Annotated in this window: 17 protein-coding genes; 10 read left to right on the plus strand and 7 right to left on the minus strand. The window is 52.0% G+C overall.

All coding sequences use genetic code 11. From position 1 onward, the window contains the following. Position 1 precedes the first annotated feature (1 nt). A complete protein-coding gene (locus tag CWI70_RS08060) occupies positions 2-1,354 on the minus strand; it encodes a S8 family serine peptidase (RefSeq protein WP_126772106.1) in 1,353 nt (450 codons plus the stop codon). Between the two features lie 168 nt (positions 1,355-1,522). On the opposite strand from CWI70_RS08060, the gene CWI70_RS08065 reads away from it, so the two are divergent. The 5 genes from CWI70_RS08065 (at position 1,523) to CWI70_RS08085 (ending at position 5,292) form a co-directional block, all read left to right on the plus strand. Then, complete coding sequence (locus CWI70_RS08065) at positions 1,523-2,053, plus strand: RNA polymerase sigma factor (protein WP_126772108.1); 531 nt, start codon at positions 1,523-1,525, stop codon at positions 2,051-2,053. After that, positions 2,050-2,817, plus strand: a complete 768-nt coding sequence (locus tag CWI70_RS08070) for an RseA family anti-sigma factor (RefSeq protein WP_126772110.1) — start codon at positions 2,050-2,052, stop codon at positions 2,815-2,817. Before CWI70_RS08065 ends, CWI70_RS08070 begins: the two co-directional genes overlap by 4 nt. A gap of 2 nt (positions 2,818-2,819) precedes the next feature. Next, positions 2,820-3,347, plus strand: coding sequence for a CC0125/CC1285 family lipoprotein (locus CWI70_RS08075; protein WP_241967845.1), 528 nt, complete (start codon positions 2,820-2,822; stop codon positions 3,345-3,347). 102 nt (positions 3,348-3,449) lie between these two features. Continuing rightward, entirely contained in the window at positions 3,450-4,445 is a 996-nt protein-coding gene (locus tag CWI70_RS08080; RefSeq protein ID WP_126772112.1) for a branched-chain amino acid aminotransferase, read from the plus strand. A 154-nt stretch (positions 4,446-4,599) separates the two neighbouring features. Next, entirely contained in the window at positions 4,600-5,292 is a 693-nt protein-coding gene (locus tag CWI70_RS08085) for a class I SAM-dependent methyltransferase (RefSeq protein ID WP_126772114.1), read from the plus strand. Here CWI70_RS08085 and CWI70_RS08090 read toward each other — a convergent pair. The 3 genes from CWI70_RS08090 to CWI70_RS08100 form a co-directional block, all read right to left on the minus strand. After that, positions 5,259-6,638, minus strand: a complete 1,380-nt coding sequence (locus tag CWI70_RS08090; RefSeq protein ID WP_157980886.1) for a M23 family metallopeptidase — start codon at positions 6,636-6,638, stop codon at positions 5,259-5,261. The genes CWI70_RS08085 and CWI70_RS08090 overlap by 34 nt on opposite strands. A 79-nt stretch (positions 6,639-6,717) precedes the next feature. Beyond that, positions 6,718-7,203 (minus strand): protein disulfide oxidoreductase, encoded by a 486-nt coding sequence (locus CWI70_RS08095; protein ID WP_126772118.1) that lies wholly within the window; start codon positions 7,201-7,203, stop codon positions 6,718-6,720. Between the two features lie 54 nt (positions 7,204-7,257). Further along, positions 7,258-7,965 carry an SGNH/GDSL hydrolase family protein gene (locus CWI70_RS08100; RefSeq protein WP_126772120.1) on the minus strand — a complete coding sequence of 236 codons (708 nt, stop codon included), beginning with the start codon at positions 7,963-7,965 and terminating at the stop codon, positions 7,258-7,260. A gap of 62 nt (positions 7,966-8,027) precedes the next feature. On the opposite strand from CWI70_RS08100, the gene CWI70_RS08105 reads away from it, so the two are divergent. Further along, positions 8,028-8,471: a YaiI/YqxD family protein gene (locus CWI70_RS08105; RefSeq protein WP_126772122.1), complete on the plus strand. Its 444-nt coding sequence runs from the start codon at positions 8,028-8,030 to the stop codon at positions 8,469-8,471. Positions 8,472-8,517: 46 nt separating this feature from the next. Here the strand turns inward: CWI70_RS08105 and CWI70_RS08110 are convergent, their stop codons facing one another. Further along, positions 8,518-10,953 carry a S9 family peptidase gene (locus CWI70_RS08110; protein WP_126772124.1) on the minus strand — a complete coding sequence of 812 codons (2,436 nt, stop codon included), beginning with the start codon at positions 10,951-10,953 and terminating at the stop codon, positions 8,518-8,520. Positions 10,954-11,068: 115 nt separating this feature from the next. Here CWI70_RS08110 and CWI70_RS08115 point away from each other — a divergent pair, with 115 nt between their 5' ends. The 3 genes from CWI70_RS08115 to CWI70_RS08125 are packed head-to-tail and all read left to right on the plus strand — an operon-like array spanning position 11,069 to position 13,914. Beyond that, positions 11,069-12,463 (plus strand): amidase, encoded by a 1,395-nt coding sequence (locus CWI70_RS08115; protein WP_126772125.1) that lies wholly within the window; start codon positions 11,069-11,071, stop codon positions 12,461-12,463. Further along, positions 12,457-13,203, plus strand: a complete 747-nt coding sequence (locus CWI70_RS08120; protein ID WP_126772127.1) for a thioredoxin family protein — start codon at positions 12,457-12,459, stop codon at positions 13,201-13,203. The genes CWI70_RS08115 and CWI70_RS08120 overlap by 7 nt, the downstream gene beginning before the upstream one ends. 15 nt (positions 13,204-13,218) lie before the next feature. Beyond that, positions 13,219-13,914 carry an SDR family oxidoreductase gene (locus tag CWI70_RS08125; RefSeq protein ID WP_126772129.1) on the plus strand — a complete coding sequence of 232 codons (696 nt, stop codon included), beginning with the start codon at positions 13,219-13,221 and terminating at the stop codon, positions 13,912-13,914. Here CWI70_RS08125 and CWI70_RS08130 read toward each other — a convergent pair. Then, complete coding sequence (locus CWI70_RS08130; RefSeq protein ID WP_126772131.1) at positions 13,911-14,597, minus strand: dUTPase; 687 nt, start codon at positions 14,595-14,597, stop codon at positions 13,911-13,913. The genes CWI70_RS08125 and CWI70_RS08130 overlap by 4 nt on opposite strands. Before the next feature lie 59 nt (positions 14,598-14,656). Further along, positions 14,657-15,322, minus strand: a complete 666-nt coding sequence (locus tag CWI70_RS08135; protein WP_126772133.1) for a cupin domain-containing protein — start codon at positions 15,320-15,322, stop codon at positions 14,657-14,659. Positions 15,323-15,459: 137 nt separating this feature from the next. On the opposite strand from CWI70_RS08135, the gene trxC reads away from it, so the two are divergent. Further along, positions 15,460-15,891, plus strand: a complete 432-nt coding sequence (trxC, locus tag CWI70_RS08140) for a thioredoxin TrxC (protein ID WP_241967846.1) — start codon at positions 15,460-15,462, stop codon at positions 15,889-15,891. Positions 15,892-15,894 lie beyond the last annotated feature (3 nt).

Genomic DNA, 15,894 nt, shown 5'->3' on the forward strand with positions numbered 1-15,894 from the left:
CTTATTCAAGGTAAATAAGGCCATGACCAAAAACGCTGTCGTGGCCTGTCTCGCCTAAATCTTCAGCGGAACCTTGCAAAAAGCTTCTTAGCGCAGCTAAAGATGCGCCAGAATTGTTTTCCAACCAGCACGCTGCGGCAGCCGCCACGACTGGCGCGGCCATTGAGGTGCCACTTTCAAAGCCAGTATTGCCATCGCGCCGAGCCGTGGTGATACGCACACCTAGGCTCGCAAACTCAATGTAATCACCTTGATTGGCCCAACGATAAATAGCGTGATCCGCAGCAACTGCTGTTACAGCAATAACATCTTCATAGGCCGCAGGGTACACGGCTGGGGCAAGCGGGCCGTTATTGCCGGCAGCGGCAACCAAAACAATCCCCTGGTTTGCTAACTGTTTCACTGCTTGCGCAAATAATGGGCTGTGTGGCCCAGTTAGCGAAACGTTGATCACTTTTACCTGTGCTTCGGCAAGCCAGTTCAACGCCTCGAGCAGCGGCATCAGCGCCGCCCCCTGATGCAGCGCATTTTGACGATAAAAAACCGCGCCATTATACAAGCGTGCATTGGGTAATAAGCTGGCATACTTAGCAGAACGTCCCACCAGTAAACCCGCCACTGCAGTACCGTGCGCCAGCGGCTGCTCTAAGCGAGCGTCGGTAAAAGTCTTTTGGGTAATAGGCTGATGCGCAAATGCTGCATGCTCGGTCATGATTTTAGTGTCCACCATGCCTATTTTTACTTCTGCATCACACCATTTCGTTTGCTGTAGTTGTGCGTCAGAATGGCTTGGCTGAGCATCTTCTCCGGAAGCTTGTGCGCGATAGACAAAATGTCGACTCAAGCTTCCGTGGCTTTGCGCCGGCAAATGTTGTTCGAGTTGCTCGCGCGAGTCCAGTTGCTCAGGCACGCGAAAACGCAGCAGCGTCATCCCCAGCGCCGACAACTCTTTCTCAGCCACTACGTTTGCACCCAGCGCTCGGAGTCTGGTTTGTGTGTCAGAGGTTGCTAGCACCAACCACTCACGCTCGATAACGGGGTCGCCGTTAGGCAGTGTCACCTCAACGAATAGCGCTTCACCCGTCGTTGACTGCAGCGTCCGTCGCGCCGTGTCTTCGGCTAACTCAACAACATCAACCACATCGGCGAGCTCAGCATCTAGCCTGGCATCTTCCAGCAGGCGCTCTTGCAAACGCTGCTCAACCTGTTGACGCACCTGCTCCACGGGTTTCACAACGTCGCGTAACGGATCTTGCAGAACCTGCGCACCTGCTGGCACAGCCAACGTGGTAGCCATACCAAAAGTGATAAGTAAGCTGTGCGCGAAACCGCGTCGATTCGAATTTTTAACCATGAAACACCTTCACAACTTTAACTCTTTTTTACCTATGCGTAGGGAGATAACGTGCTGACTGCAAAAAAATTCCGTCTATGCTGGAATAAGTATTTCGCTGAAACGTTATCACCATAGCATAGCTGAAAGAACGCCATGTAATTGGCAGAAGACAACCGAGGGCCAACAATGACGACCACAGTCTCATTAAAAAAACAGTTACACGAACTGCTACCCGCATTGCGTCGGTTTGCTATTTCGCTGTGCGGGAATGTGGCCGACGCGGATGATTTATTGCAATCAACCTTAGAACGCTTATTGAGCAAAGGCATTCCCGAGCAGGTCGAGATCATGCCATGGGCTTTTAAGGTTTGTCGCAACTTGTGGCTAGACGAGCATCGAGCGCGACAGGTGCGAGAGAAAGCCACGCAACAACCCGAGCTGCAAGAAGCTACAAGCGAAGCGGTCGACACCCAAGTCAGTGATCAGCTTGAGCTGCAGGATATTAATGCCGCATTGCACCAACTACCACATGAGCAGCGCACGATTATCGCGCTCGTTGCCGTGCAAGGCTTAAGTTACCGTGAAGCCGCTGCCATTATTGGCGTTCCCACTGGAACTATCATGAGTAGGCTTGCGCGTGCCCGAAGCAAACTAGCGGAAGTTATGGGTCTCGCCACCGATGCTTTCAGCCACCAACAATCAGGAGCTTCGTCATGAGCATTAACACTGAAAAATTATCTGCATTTTTCGACAACGAGCTCCCTGCTGAAGAGATGGAAGAAGTTCGTCAACTTCTTACACAAGACGAGAACGCAGCCGCACGACTGGCCGCGTTGGTCATGGTCGATGAACGACTACGCCAACATACCGACCAACAAAGCCAAACACCGGTGCCGGATAAAATTACGCAGATGCTGACCGAGGATGATGAGCCAGCGCGAGTTGTCTCCGGCCCATGGCAAACCATGCGGCAATTTGCGCAACGTCAGGTGGCGCTGGCAGCAAGTGTGGCGATGGTGATTGGTATTAGCGCTGGCATGTGGTTTAACGACCATGCCATGAGCACCGCAGGGAGCCAGCTCGCACAAGCCATTGATCAAGTGCTTGAAAATAAAGCCAGCGGACATACCTATACTCTTAATACAGCGGTAGCCATGACCCCACAACTTACGTTTAAGAATCACATGGGGGATTACTGCCGACATTATGAGCTAAACAATGAGCAAGCCGGCTATACCACGACAGCGATTCATTGCCGCAGTGACGGCAGCTGGAAACCGGTTGCCGAGGCGATAAGCTACACTAATCCGGTAAGCGGAAGTTATACTACTGCCTCAGGCCAACAGATGCTCGACACAGTTTTGGATGCGGTCATGGCCACCGCACCTTTTTCTAAAGCAACCGAAGACGCTGCCCTGAATTCGCATTGGCGCGTTGATGCACCAGCGACGGAAGCAAATGAAGCAGCAATGGAGGAATAGCTATGAATATCATCAAACTTATGTCAATTGCACTCGTTTCAGTAGTACTCGCGGCGTGTAGTTCGCAACCCGACTACCGCGCTGCAGAAGGTTCCAGCGGCTATGGCTACGATGCGACTCAGCTGACGGATACTCAGTATCGGGTCACCTTTAAAGCGCGCGGTTCTGACGCCGACAAAGCAATGGATTATGCGCTGTTACGCGCGGCCGAGGTAACCCTGCAAAACGGCTACGACTGGTTTGTCGTAACGCACCGTGAAACGCTCATCGATAACGAGCGCGTTGAACCCAGCAGCACCCTGCGCTATGCCGATTCACGAGATGTCGTCACCCGCTGCGGCTTGGTGTCATGCACCACAACCTCTTATCCACGCAGTACTTTCAGCGCTGGCGTCCACATTGGCGGGGATCGTTCACAAGACATCAAAAGTATTCTCGAGATTAAACTTGGCAAAGGTGTACGCCCCGATACCGATGCGAGCTTCGATGCACTCGAAGTTAGACAACATTTGAGTCCAAAAGAAGACTAAGCCCTACCACCAACGCCGGCCCTGAATTAGGGCCGGCGATTTGCAGATAGACAAGGTCCAAAGTACACTCATTGCTCATTTTGTAACGCAGTGAGAAAAAACATGGCAGCATTTGGTACCGTATTTATGCCTGAAATGGCACTCAGCACCTTTAACGGCGAGCAGTGGAGTAAGCCCGAAGTTGTTGCTGCAGACCACATCAGCTTACATCCCGGCGCCCATGTTTTGCACTATGCTAGCACTTGCTTTGAAGGCCTCAAGGCGTTCCGTCATGAAGACGGTTCGATCACTATTTTCCGTATGGATGCCAATATTGCTCGGATGATCCAAAGTAGTCGCCTGTTGTCGTTGCCCGAGCCCTCTGCTCAGCAACTTGAAGACATGATTGTTGGCATCGTCCAGCATTTTGCCGATAAAGTTCCTGCACCACCTGGCTCGATGTACATTCGCCCTACGCACATTGGCACCGAACCGGCGATTGGTAAGGCTGCGAACCCGAGTCTGACGTCGATGCTCTATGTACTGTTATCACCCGTTGGCGACTATTTTTCTGGCGGCATTCGCCCGCTACGCCTGCTACTCGAGCAGAACGGCTCACGCTGCGCTGCACACATGGGCATGATCAAAAGCGGCGGTAATTACGCTAGTGCCTTGCAGCCTATTTTGACCGCACGTAAAGCGGTAAACGCCGACCAAGTGCTATTTTGCCCCGACGGTGACGTGCAAGAGACTGGTGCCGCTAACTTTTTGCTAATTGATGGCAATGAGATCATTACCAAAGCGCTCGATAGCACGTTTTTACACGGCATCACACGCGATTCCATTCTGACGCTTGCCCGCGATATGGGCATGACCGTAAGTGAACGCGAGCTGAGCGTGGATGAATTATTGGAACGCGCCAGTAAGCCAGGTACCGAAGCAGCTCTGTCAGGCACCGCCGCCGTACTCACACCGGTAGGAACCCTAATTGAAAACGGCAAAGAATATACCGTCGGCAGCGGCCAACAAGGTCCCACCACTGAAAAGCTGCGTAAAGCACTTAACGCAGTGCAGTGGGGTGAAACGGAAGACGCGCATCGCTGGTTGACGCGCCTTTAAAGTTCCCAACCATGCCGTTTATTATTCAAGAGTTGAATTGCCAAAAGCGACGTAAGCCAAATGCTGAATCGAAGCCTGTTATAGGCGCTTGGTCGGTCAATAGCATTAATGCGAAAGGTCAGAGTGTTTCAGCATTGTATGTTGAGAGTCCGTCATGACCGTTATGTGCACCTTATGCCAAAATACGGCTACCGAGTTCACGAAGGATAAACAACGAAGGTACTTCAAATGTGGCGAATGTGAGCTTATTTTCGCCGATCCACGTGCAAAGTTAACAGGAAATTCCGAAAAGCAAATCTACGACCTTCACCAAAACGACCCAAGTGATGAAGGTTATCGTCGCTTTCTTCGCTTGCTCACCGAGCCGCTCCTTGAGCGCGTGGCTGCTGGAGCCGAAGGCCTCGACTTTGGCTGCGGTCCAGGCCCTACACTCAACCTGATGCTTGAAGAGGCCGGAATTCACATGGCCCTCTACGATATTTTTTATTACCCGGACAAAGCACCATTAGAGCAGCGTTATGATCTAGTGACCTGTACTGAGGTTGTAGAGCATTTCAATACACCTGCGACGAGCTGGCCAACCTTAGTAAGTTTGCTCAAAGAAGGTGCATTGTTAGCGGTGATGACGTCACTCTTTACCCGCGAAACCCCGGAAGCTTTTTTGGCTTGGCAATACAAGAACGACCCGACCCACGTCAGTTTTTACACGCCCAAAACCATGCAATGGCTCGCCAACCACTTCGGACTCGAGTGCGAAATTGTTAGTCAGCGCGTGATTTTCTTTCGGCGAGCTCCGTCAACAAGACTAATACATCAGCGGGCCTCAGCCGTCAGCGGTGGCAGATAAATAGCACTGTCGCCGCTGGCAAATTGGGCTAGGCGCATCGTACGGTCTTCAAGGCCTTCGACAAATGCGATAAATTGCGCAAGCTCTTGCCCCGCCAAACGTTCGGTAGTGAGCTTTTTCAAGTTCAACGGATTCACACTTTTACCGTTTTTGTAGACTTCATAGTGCAGGTGACGCGCTTGCGAAAGACCGGTATTACCCAGAAATCCAATAACCTGACCCTGTTTCACTTTAACGCCGGGCTTGATGTCGCTGGCGAAGCCTTTCAAATGTGCGTATAGGGTTTCGTAGCCGTCATCATGTTGCAGTACGACAGCATTGCCATAAGTACTGTACCAATCTGCACGTTTTACTGTGGCGTTCCCTGCTGCCATGATGGGCGTGCCCGCCGGAGCACTGAAATCAATGCCCTTATGCATACGCGTGTAGCCCAACAACGGGTGCTTGCGCTGGCCGTAATGCGACGATAAGCGTGCGCCGTTTAAAGGTGTTTTCAACAGAAAACTCTCAGCAAGGCGGCCATCTTCAAGATAAAACGCGTCGTTATAGCGATACAAACGTAAATCGTCGTCGCTGTTTTTGAAGCGTAAATAGGTCGGTTTCAACGGTGTTTGCTGATGGGCAAATAGAGCTTCGTCTTCAGTCACAAGCGTGCGTTCAAATACCACTTCAAAGCGATTGCCGCTATAAACTTGCCGCTGGAAATCAATGAAATGAGATAATGCGAGCAAAGCACTATTGATCACATCACCAGGAATTCCCGCTGCCGCACCATCACCATATAAGCTGTGATTAATAACGATGGCATGCTCGGCAACTTCAATGCGGGTCGGAACCTTGGTCTTGGTGACCTGCCAGTCATCGCCCCGCAGCAGTGCATCTACCCGAATCGCATATTCGCCCGCCAAACTCACTTGCCGCTGCCCAGCAACTTCGTCGATGGCGATGATGCTACCTGCTTGAAGTTTGTTTAATGGCACGACTTTGCGCAGCGCAATAGCCAAGTTCGCTATTTGTTGCGAACTAAAGCCTTGCTTCGAAAGGAGTGATGATACGGTCTGCCCACTTTTTAGCGTGACCCAATGCGCTTCGTTGGACATCGGGGTGAACGAGCGCTCCGCAGTAACGCTATCTTTCGCTAACGGCCTAGTGTGGTCAACATCGAGCGTTGCCTTAGCACGTTCTGTCGGTTGCAAAACATAAGGCGTGTCCCCCTGCTGCTTGGCTTGCGCTGGTTCTTGCTGAGTTTCAGTAGCTTCATCAACTGAAACCTCTGTCGGCGCATCACTACAACCTAGCTGCAAATAAGCAACTGTGAAGCCCAGCGCAATTAACAATCTTCGCATTCGGTATCCTAGCTCTTTTAATTCAAGCGCCATTCTACTCAAAAACCGCTGGTGAACAACAGTCAGGTTTACTCGCTTTTTACGCCAAGTAGGCCCAAAGCCAACGCGCATAGAGCCCTAACGGGGTGGTTACGCCTGCGGTGAACGAGTGAATCTCGCCATTGCGGACGATGGCAAAAGCTGGTGTTACGGGCACGCCCCACTGGTGAGAAATGGCCGCGTCGGGATCGTTGACCACAGCAAGTTCGTAATTGTTGGTTTGCAAATAACGCTGCACTTGATTCGGCGAGCCAGAACTCATGGCTACACTGACCACCGGTAAATAGTTATCGACCCAGTCCACACTAGGTGTCAGCACATGACACACAGGACACCAAGAGCCCCAGAAGTAAACAATTACCGGCTCCCCATAGCTTTGCTCAACCAAATCAATATGCTGCTCGTTTAGCGTCACCCAACGCGTATCGGGTAATGCACCTTTCGGAAGATCTTTGCCACGCCATAGATCCATGACCGTGACGACGACCAGTGCCAACAAAATAAAAAGTAGTGTCTTGCGAATCATTTTTTATCATTAAGCAGCTTAAAAGTTGCTGCTAACTCTATACCTTTCAGGTTGTTATTGAAACTCCATAATCATGTTCTCGGCAGCCTGCGCCCAGATAGCAGCTGCCTGCGCAGACGGATGATAGCCATCCGCAGCAATGAATTCAGGTGCGTAAGGCAAGTCGAACTTTAACAGTTCAGTGTTTGCGTGTGTCTGACAATGCGCTGCTAGATGGTGGTTCAATTCCAACGCTTGCCGCCCAACAAACCAACGTAGTGGCTGCGGCAGCGCGGGAAACTTGTGCATCGGTGGTAGCGAGGTATAGATAATTCTTTTCGCCCCTAACTGCTCGCTTAAATAGTGCGTGAGATGTTCTAAATCCGTACGCCATTGGCTCACTGAGGTGCGCTTTGTTACGTCGTTCACACCAACCGAGACGAGCACCGCATCAGGTGCAGCAATTCTCAATTCGGTCCCTTGTAGCAACGCCAACACCTTCGCACAAGTCAGGCTCGACTGCGCCACCAGCTGCCACTCCAGCGCACGGTGTTCACTCAACGCCGCGACTAACTTTCCAGTCACCGCTTCGGCTTGCGCGTCGCACCCCACCCCAGCAATCGCTGAGTCACCTATCAGCAACAACGACTGGGAGGGCTGCACTCCCTCTCGTTGTCCGTGGCGTGGGCCGGGCGGCTCCGGCAGACGTGGCGTTGTCTGGCGTACTCGCTTGCCCTGCACGAGGAGCAGCGGAGCAGCAAGAGCGAATAAAAGTTTACGCATGAGGCTAAGGGTCCTGTCAGTGGCGTGCTAAACTATGGCTAAAACCATAATACGAGAGACGTATGAAAATCTACGTTGATGCTGATGCTTGTCCAACGGTGATTAAAGATATTTTATACCGTGCGGCAGAGCGCAAGCAGCTTGAGCTATTGCTGGTGGCGAATCAGCCCTTACGCGTGCCCGCTTCCAAGTTCATCAAAACGTTAACCGTGACCAGTGGCTTCGACGTCGCCGATGATGAAATCGTCAAGCGCTGCGAAGCCGGTGATCTGGTCATTACGGCAGATATCCCGTTGGCCGCCGAAGTCATCGAAAAAGGCGGACAAGCTCTTAGCCCGCGTGGCGAGCTGTTCACCAAGGACAACATTCGCGGCCGCCTGAACGTACGGGATTTCATGGATACCATGCGCGCCAGCGGTATTCAAAGCGGTGGTCCGCCGCCACTGAGTCAACGCGACCGCATGGAATTCGCCAACCACCTTGATCGCATTTTGGCGCGCGCCTAAGCCTTTAGTGACATAAAAAAACCCGCCAAGCGGCGGGTTTCTTCACTTATTTCTCTGTTTTTAAGTACAAATCAAGCCACCGCGTCTGCTCCCACAACATATGCAGTACCGATTCGCGAGCACGATAGCCATGTGACTCATGCGGTAGCATCACCAAACGCGCGGTACCGCCAAGGCCTTTCACTGCCTGATACAAGCGTTCTGACTGCATCGGGAAGGTGCCTGAGTTGTTGTCGTTGCTGCCATGGATCATCAACAAAGGTTCGTTGATTTTGTGCGCATGGAAGAACGGTGACATACCAATGTATAAATCAGTATCGTCCCAAACGGTGCGCTCTTCGCGTTGGAAGCCAAACGGCGTTAAGCTCCGGTTGTAGGCGCCACTGCGAGCTATACCGGTGGTGAACAAATCGCTATGCGCCAGCATATTTGCCGTCATAAACGCGCCATAGGAATGGCCACCAAGCGCTACGCGCTCAGGGTCGGTTACACCACGGTCAACACCGGCTTTGATCGCCGCACGGCCATTCATCACCAACTGTTCAATAAACGTATCGTTAGGACGATTTTCGCCCTCACCGACGATCGGCATGGTCGCGTTCGCTAATACCGCATAGCCTTGAGTGGCAAGATACTGCGGACCCCAGTAACTAATACGGACAAACTCATAAGGTGAACCCGACACCTGAGCGGCGGCAGATGAGCTCTTATATTCGCGCGGGTAGGCCCAAATCATCGTCGGCAGTGGGCCGTCGGTTTCCTTGTTATAACCGGCTGGTAAATACAGCTCCGCCGACATCGCCAGTCCATCTTCGCGCTCATAATTAATCATTTCACGCGTGATGCCTTTGGTGTGCGGCATTGGGTGGGCTGTTTCGGTCAAGGCTGTCAGTTCAGCGTCATCAACGTCACGGACAAAAAAGTCTGCTGGATCTTCGACACCTTCGCGTTGCGTTAAGAACGTCATTTCACCAGCGTCAATCAAATCGACTGGACGTTCAAAATAAGGCGCTTCGCTACGCCACAGGCGTTCTTTCTCACCACTTTGCAAATCAAACTGGTCAATGAACGGACGGTCACCTTCGGGCGAAGCGCCAGTACCCGTTAACAGCACCTTGCCGTCCTGTACATGCAACAAGCGACGACCATCAACGTCAACGGTAAAAGGCTGACCTGGGTCATTATAGCGATCTTCCCATGAGCGATCCCAAACCAATTGCGGTTCAGCGTCAGAGGTGGCATCGACAAGCCACAGCTTTTCGTCCCGATCGGCCCACCAGCGCTCCCAAATCAGAATTGTTTCTTCATCGGCAGCCAATACACGACCTAAACGCTTGCTCAGATCGATTAACTTTTGCGGTTCAGCTTCAAAAGGAGCGGCTTGCTGGAATACTTGATCACGTATTTCAGCCTCAACTGCGGGATCGCCTTGGTCGGTGGCTTCCGCCCACACGAGCGTAGCGTCGGCATCGTTACGCCACTGCACTGAGCGACGACCTTGTACTACAGCATCAAATGCAATCGGCAGGTTATCTGCTAAGCCTTGCTCGACAACAGTGTAGACATTTTCTCCCGCTGAGTTCCAGACCATGGTCGTTTCTGGAAAGCGATAATAAGGTACCGCATAAGAATAAGGACGCTTAATTTCGCTCACCAGCAAATAATCGTCACTTGGAGACACGCTTACGCCGTTATAAATGGCCTGAGAACCAATCTTTTGCTCATCGCCATTCACCGCAAAGAAACGAATCTGGCTGGTAAAGTAGTAGTCGAATAAGGCTTCGTCAGTCTTGTTTTGCAACAAATCTTGGTAGGTCCGCGCCGGCGCATTACGCCCTGCACTCTCAGTGACAACTGGACCCGTCGGTACATTGGATGGCTTAGGTTTCGCCAGGCCTTCTGCTACCGTGTAGCTGTACAAGCCGCTGCTATCGTGACGCCACTCTAAACGCGGTCCCCAGACGGCATTCAAAGGTGTGCTCGACCATTGCTTGGCGGTGCCGGCATTAACATCGATAAGCCACAGGTCGACGCTATCGACCGTTTGCTGTGCCACTGCAATATAGTCGCCGTTCGGCGCCCAGCTCGCACCCAGAAGTTTCAGATCGCTAGGCAGCCCATCGACCTTTAATTCACTACCATCATCGACATCAACCAACTTTAATTCGCTAATGTAGCGCGCTTGGCTGACCGTGTAGTTGGCTGGGTTAATACGACGCCCAGCAAGCTTTAACTGTTCCGCAGCGACATCGGCGATGGTCGGTAGTGCTGGGTAGCCAGTCACTAAGAGCACGTCGCCATCTGGGCTTAAGCTGCCGCCTGGTGACGGAGCCGCATCAACGATATCAATAATCGCTTGATCAGGTTCTTGATACGTTAACTTAACGGGGTTGGCCTCAACTGCCGTGACGCCACTCACACTCAATAAGGCGCCGGCACCGATAGCCAACGCTAATGAGCTTACTTTCAACGTTTTTAGCATTGTTATTATCCTTTCTTGTGTTTACTTTAAGCTAACACATAAATCGAAGCGATCAGTCATTGAAGCCCGACAACAATCGCAGCAATTTGGGCTTTAACCGCATAGCGAGCGTGCCATGTCTTACGAAGAAAGTATAAAGCAGCGATTTGAGCGCATTGCGAAGCTCAACCCGAAACTCAACGCCTTCGTTGAGCTTTTTCACGAGTCGGCGCTTGCAACAGCGCAACAGTGTGATCAGGCCGAACCGCAAGGGCCGTTGCATGGTTTACCGGTTTCGATCAAAGAGTGTTATCAGCTGGCAGGTACCGCTACTACCATTAACTATCCGCCGCTGCGCAACTATCGTGCGGATACAACGTCACCCTTGGTGCAGCGACTCATCGATGCGGGTGCGGTGATCGTAGGTAAAACCAACGTGCCGGCGTTATTAGCCGACGCGCAAACCTTTGGTCCGCTCTACCCCACCGCTAATAATCCTTACGATCTCAGTCGCACACCGGGCGGCAGCACAGGTGGTGGCGCTGCGGCACTGGCGGCGGGTTTAGTTGACCTTGAGCTTGGCAGTGATATTGGTGGGTCAATCCGTAATCCCGCGAATTTCTGCGGACTCTATGGCCTAAAGCCGACCGAAAACGGAAATGCGCACGATGGTCACATACCACCGTTGCCCGGGCACGACGTCGGCATCCACCTGATGAACAGCACTGGCCCGTTAGCGCGCAGTGCATCACTGTTAAAATCCGCTTACGACGTGTTGTATCAACCTGATTGGCAACGCCGCTTTTATCTACCCATTGCACGTCCACAAGTAACGCCCGAGAACTTGGCCGGCTATCGCTTTGGCTATATCGATAGTTTTATGGGCTTAGGCCCTGGACACGACGTGAGTCATGCATTGGACAAAACGATCCGTGACCTACGTGACAAAGGTGCTTGTGTAGAGAAAATCACCATAGACCCACAACTCGCCCGCCAGCTACTCACGCTATGGGTTGAGCTCTTTGGCTTCGTGATGGGGCAAACCATGAGTTGGCCTGTGCGTAAGCTTATCTACTGGCAGTACAGTAAGCTTTTAAAACGTTCCAGTCTGCCAGCGACGAAGGCTCTGAAGTCTGGGCTTGGTTTAAATTTGAAGCGCTTAAGTGCAGCCTTGAAAGAACGCGACGAAGTGATCGCCGAAATCAACCGGCTTTACGCCCAAGTTGACGTGGTTTTAAGTCCTACCGCATTAGGCCCAGCTTTTCCGCATAATCACCAACATGAAGCGATTCTTTTAGACGGTGAAGCTGTGCCCTATGTCGACTACTGCTTTCCGTTTGTGATGCTCTACAACTTAACTGGGCAGCCCGTACTTAACGTACCGACAGGACTCACCGAAGGCGGCCTGCCCGTTGGCTTGTCATTTGCCGCAGCGCACCACCAAGAGCCCACATTGCTCCATTTAGCGCAGCTGCTCGAAGCTGAAGGCTACCAACCAATACCACCGAAACTTGAGGTTAAACGATGCTAAAAACGTTGTTCGCAGTACTCATTTTCACCTGTGCTTTTGCCAGCGCTTCTGTAGTTGCTGCCAGCGATGAGCCCTACTTCGCCGGCCAGCAACCAAGCCTTGCCGAACTGCAACAAGCACAAACCAAAGCCGCAACCGAAGACAAGCTGCTCATGCTGGTGTTGGGTGCCGACTGGTGCCACGATAGCCAAGCGCTGATGGCGCATTTTTCTGAGGCGGAATTCAAACGCCAGCTACAGCAACGTTTCGTCGTGCAACCTTATGACGTTGGCTATGTTGACCGCGGTTTTAACGTTGCCCAAGCCTATGGTCAGCCCACTTACTATGGTACGCCGACGGTCATGATCATCGATCCTGAGACTGGCCAAGTACTGAACAAAGCCGACTGGCAACACTGGACGAATGCAGCTTCGCGCAGTGGCGACGAGTTTGATGCCTATTTTTTAGAGCGTTCATTCACGGCACCAGCGCCAAACAACGCTTGGCAGCAACGCGTGCAAGCGTTTGAGGCGCAACAAGCACTTCGTGTGCGTGCTGGCTTTCAGACGGTAAGCCCGCTGATGCAAGCTTATATGGCGTCGGACCGCAAGACATCGAGAGCCGAATTCATGGCATTGTGGTCTGAACTGGCCGATTTCCGTAATAAGGTATTTGACGCAACTGTTAAACTGAGTCAACAAACTGAAGCAACTGAACTCCCCCAGTTTGCCCCGCAAAGCTGGGAAGAATCCGCGCAGTAACAAGGAGCAACAGCTATGTCAGAACACAAAAAAGGCCGTGTACTACTGATCACCGGTGCCTCGAGTGGTATTGGTAGAACCACCGCATTAACGGCTGCCCGCGAGGGTTTCAAACTCATTCTCACTGCCCGCCGCAAAGAACTTCTCGATGAACTCGTCGACCAGATCGGTAGTGATCAAGCCATCGGTATCGCTGCTGATGCGGGCGACTACAAGTCGCTCGAGCAAGTGGTGGTGAAAGGTCTGGAAAAGTTTGGCCAATTAGATGCGGTATTCGCAAATGCGGGGACCGGCGTGCAAACACCAGGCACCGAAACCGGCAACGCCGACGAGTGGAAGACCATGATTGACGTGAACATCAACGGTTTGCTTTACACCGCTCGCCTTACCCTGCCGCATCTACGCAAAACCACTGGGCATTTTCTGATGACCGGTTCTGCCGCTGGACGCAACACTATCAAAGGTTCGGTATATGGTGCGACCAAATGGTTTGTGCATGGTTTCGCACAAAACTTAGCGGAAGAAATGAAAGAGTGGGACGGCCGTTGCACAACCATTGCTCCAGGCATGGTTAATACACCGTTTTTTGACGAACCTAAGCCCGATAAGCTTGATCCACAAGACGTGGCGGACGCCGTGCTGTTTGCGCTCAATGCGCACCCGCGCAATAGCGTCCGCGAAGTTTACTTGATGCCAGCTTATCGCAATTAGGCGGAAGCGACCTCACGGTCATAGTGGTCGAGCAATAAGGTTTGGGCATGCACCAGCGGTTGCTCGGCCGCAATAATCGCGTCTTGGTGTTCACTAAGTAGACGCATCATTACTTCGTTGTCTTCTTCACCGTGCCACATCTTGATATAAGTGCCCTGCTTGTAGCCGCGTTGCTGGCGTAAGTTATTCAGCGCATTTTTGCCAATATAAGTTAAGTACACGCTATCGGCATCACCGTAGGCATCCACCAACATGGTCATCAGCTTGTCGAAAAACACCGGTCCGCAAACCAGCGGCTGTTGCGCTGAACCATCTTGCGCTAAGGCCGCCACGAGTTCTTTACCGTCCTGCACGTTGCCATGGTTTTCGGCACCAGCAAGCAAAATCTGTGCGACATATTCCGTCGCAGCAACAACATCTTTGCCTTGCTCGCAAGCATGTTCAACCGCATCGGAAATCGCAAAATGAAGAATGTCGATAAGCTCCATGTTCGCCTGCGCCCAATCCGCCTCCTGCTTCTTCCACCATTTGTAAGCGGTGTGCTCAAAATATTCGCCGAGCTCGACAAGTATCGCTTTCACGTCATCACGTTTTACCTTGGGAGCTTCAGGATAGTCCGAGTCGATAACCTGATTGAAAGCAATTTGCATAGCCACAAGTTGGCGCGCTTGTGCTGGCGTCATGAGTTGGTCCTCTTCATTGAAGGTCTGATTGGTTAACGCCAAAATAGCACAAGACGCCGTTAATAGGCGAGTTCTGGCACGGGTAAGTGACCGGTTTTTACGTAGATAATGGTTTCTTCTTCAACGCGGGGCGTATGCTTGCTGGCATGAGGACTGCGCAGCCAAGTGCCTTGCGGATAACGCCCATGTTCGTCGATAAATTCGCCAGACAGGACCAATATTTCCTCGCCCGCATAATGACGATGGGGCTTGAAAACCTCACCAGCGGGCCACTTCACCAAGGCAACATGCTCGGTTTCAAAGCTGTGCAGTGGCATCACTTGCAAGCCACCTTGTCCCGGCAGCCAAGGAGCTGTGTTCGTGTTGATGCGCACGACCTCCCGATCCGCGCGGGAAAACTGATGTAGCTTCACAAATAGCGTGCAGCCTTGCTCACTGAAAGGCGCATGGGCAGAGCCTGGTGGGTTGCGTAAATAAGTGCCCGCCGGATAATCACCGGTGTCATCGGAAAACACACCTTCAAGCACGAAGATTTCTTCGCCTAATGGATGCTGATGGGTGGCAAAACGTGATCGCGGTGCGTAGCGAACGATGCTGGTAGCTCGCCCGCGCTCCGCCTCTTCACGTTCTAGTAGTTTTCGTTCTATACCTGCAGCCGGACTGGGCTGCCACTCAGCTCGTGCGGTTTCAATAACGACGCGCTGTGAGAAATCCATATTCAGCATGGAACAACTTTCCTCTTTTATATACTCACCCAGTTCTTACTATAAAACCTAGCTAATGGATCGCTGAAAGCAACTTGAATTAAGCGAATACGCCACTATATTTCGTTTATCACTAAAATAGATTAGGAATTCTATTCATGTCAGACTCCATCATCGCTGCCTGCCCGCACTGCCATAAGAAAAATCGACTTCCGGCGGATCGTAATCGCGCTGACGCCAAGTGCGGCTTCTGTAGGCAGAAGCTTTTTACTGGCGAAGCATTTGCCGTGAATGCTGATCAATTTCGTGCGCATAGAGACAGTGATCTACCGGTGGTTATTGATTTCTGGGCAAGTTGGTGTGGCCCCTGTCAGCAGTTTGCCCCGACGTTCAGCGAGGTTGCCAAGGCGTATGCCGAGCGTGCGCGCTTTGTGAAAGTCAGCACCGAAACCGAACCCCATTTGGCCCAGCACTTTGCGATTCGAAGCATACCTACATTAATGATTATCAAGAATGGGCAGGAAGTGGTACGGCAGGCAGGTGCGTTGCCGCCACAGCAATTTAAGCAATGGCTGCAACAGCACCTTTAAACG

Origin of the sequence: Pseudidiomarina homiensis, assembly GCF_003987225.1 — a bacterium.
In the GTDB taxonomy this organism is placed as follows: Bacteria; Pseudomonadota; Gammaproteobacteria; order Enterobacterales; family Alteromonadaceae; genus Pseudidiomarina; species Pseudidiomarina homiensis.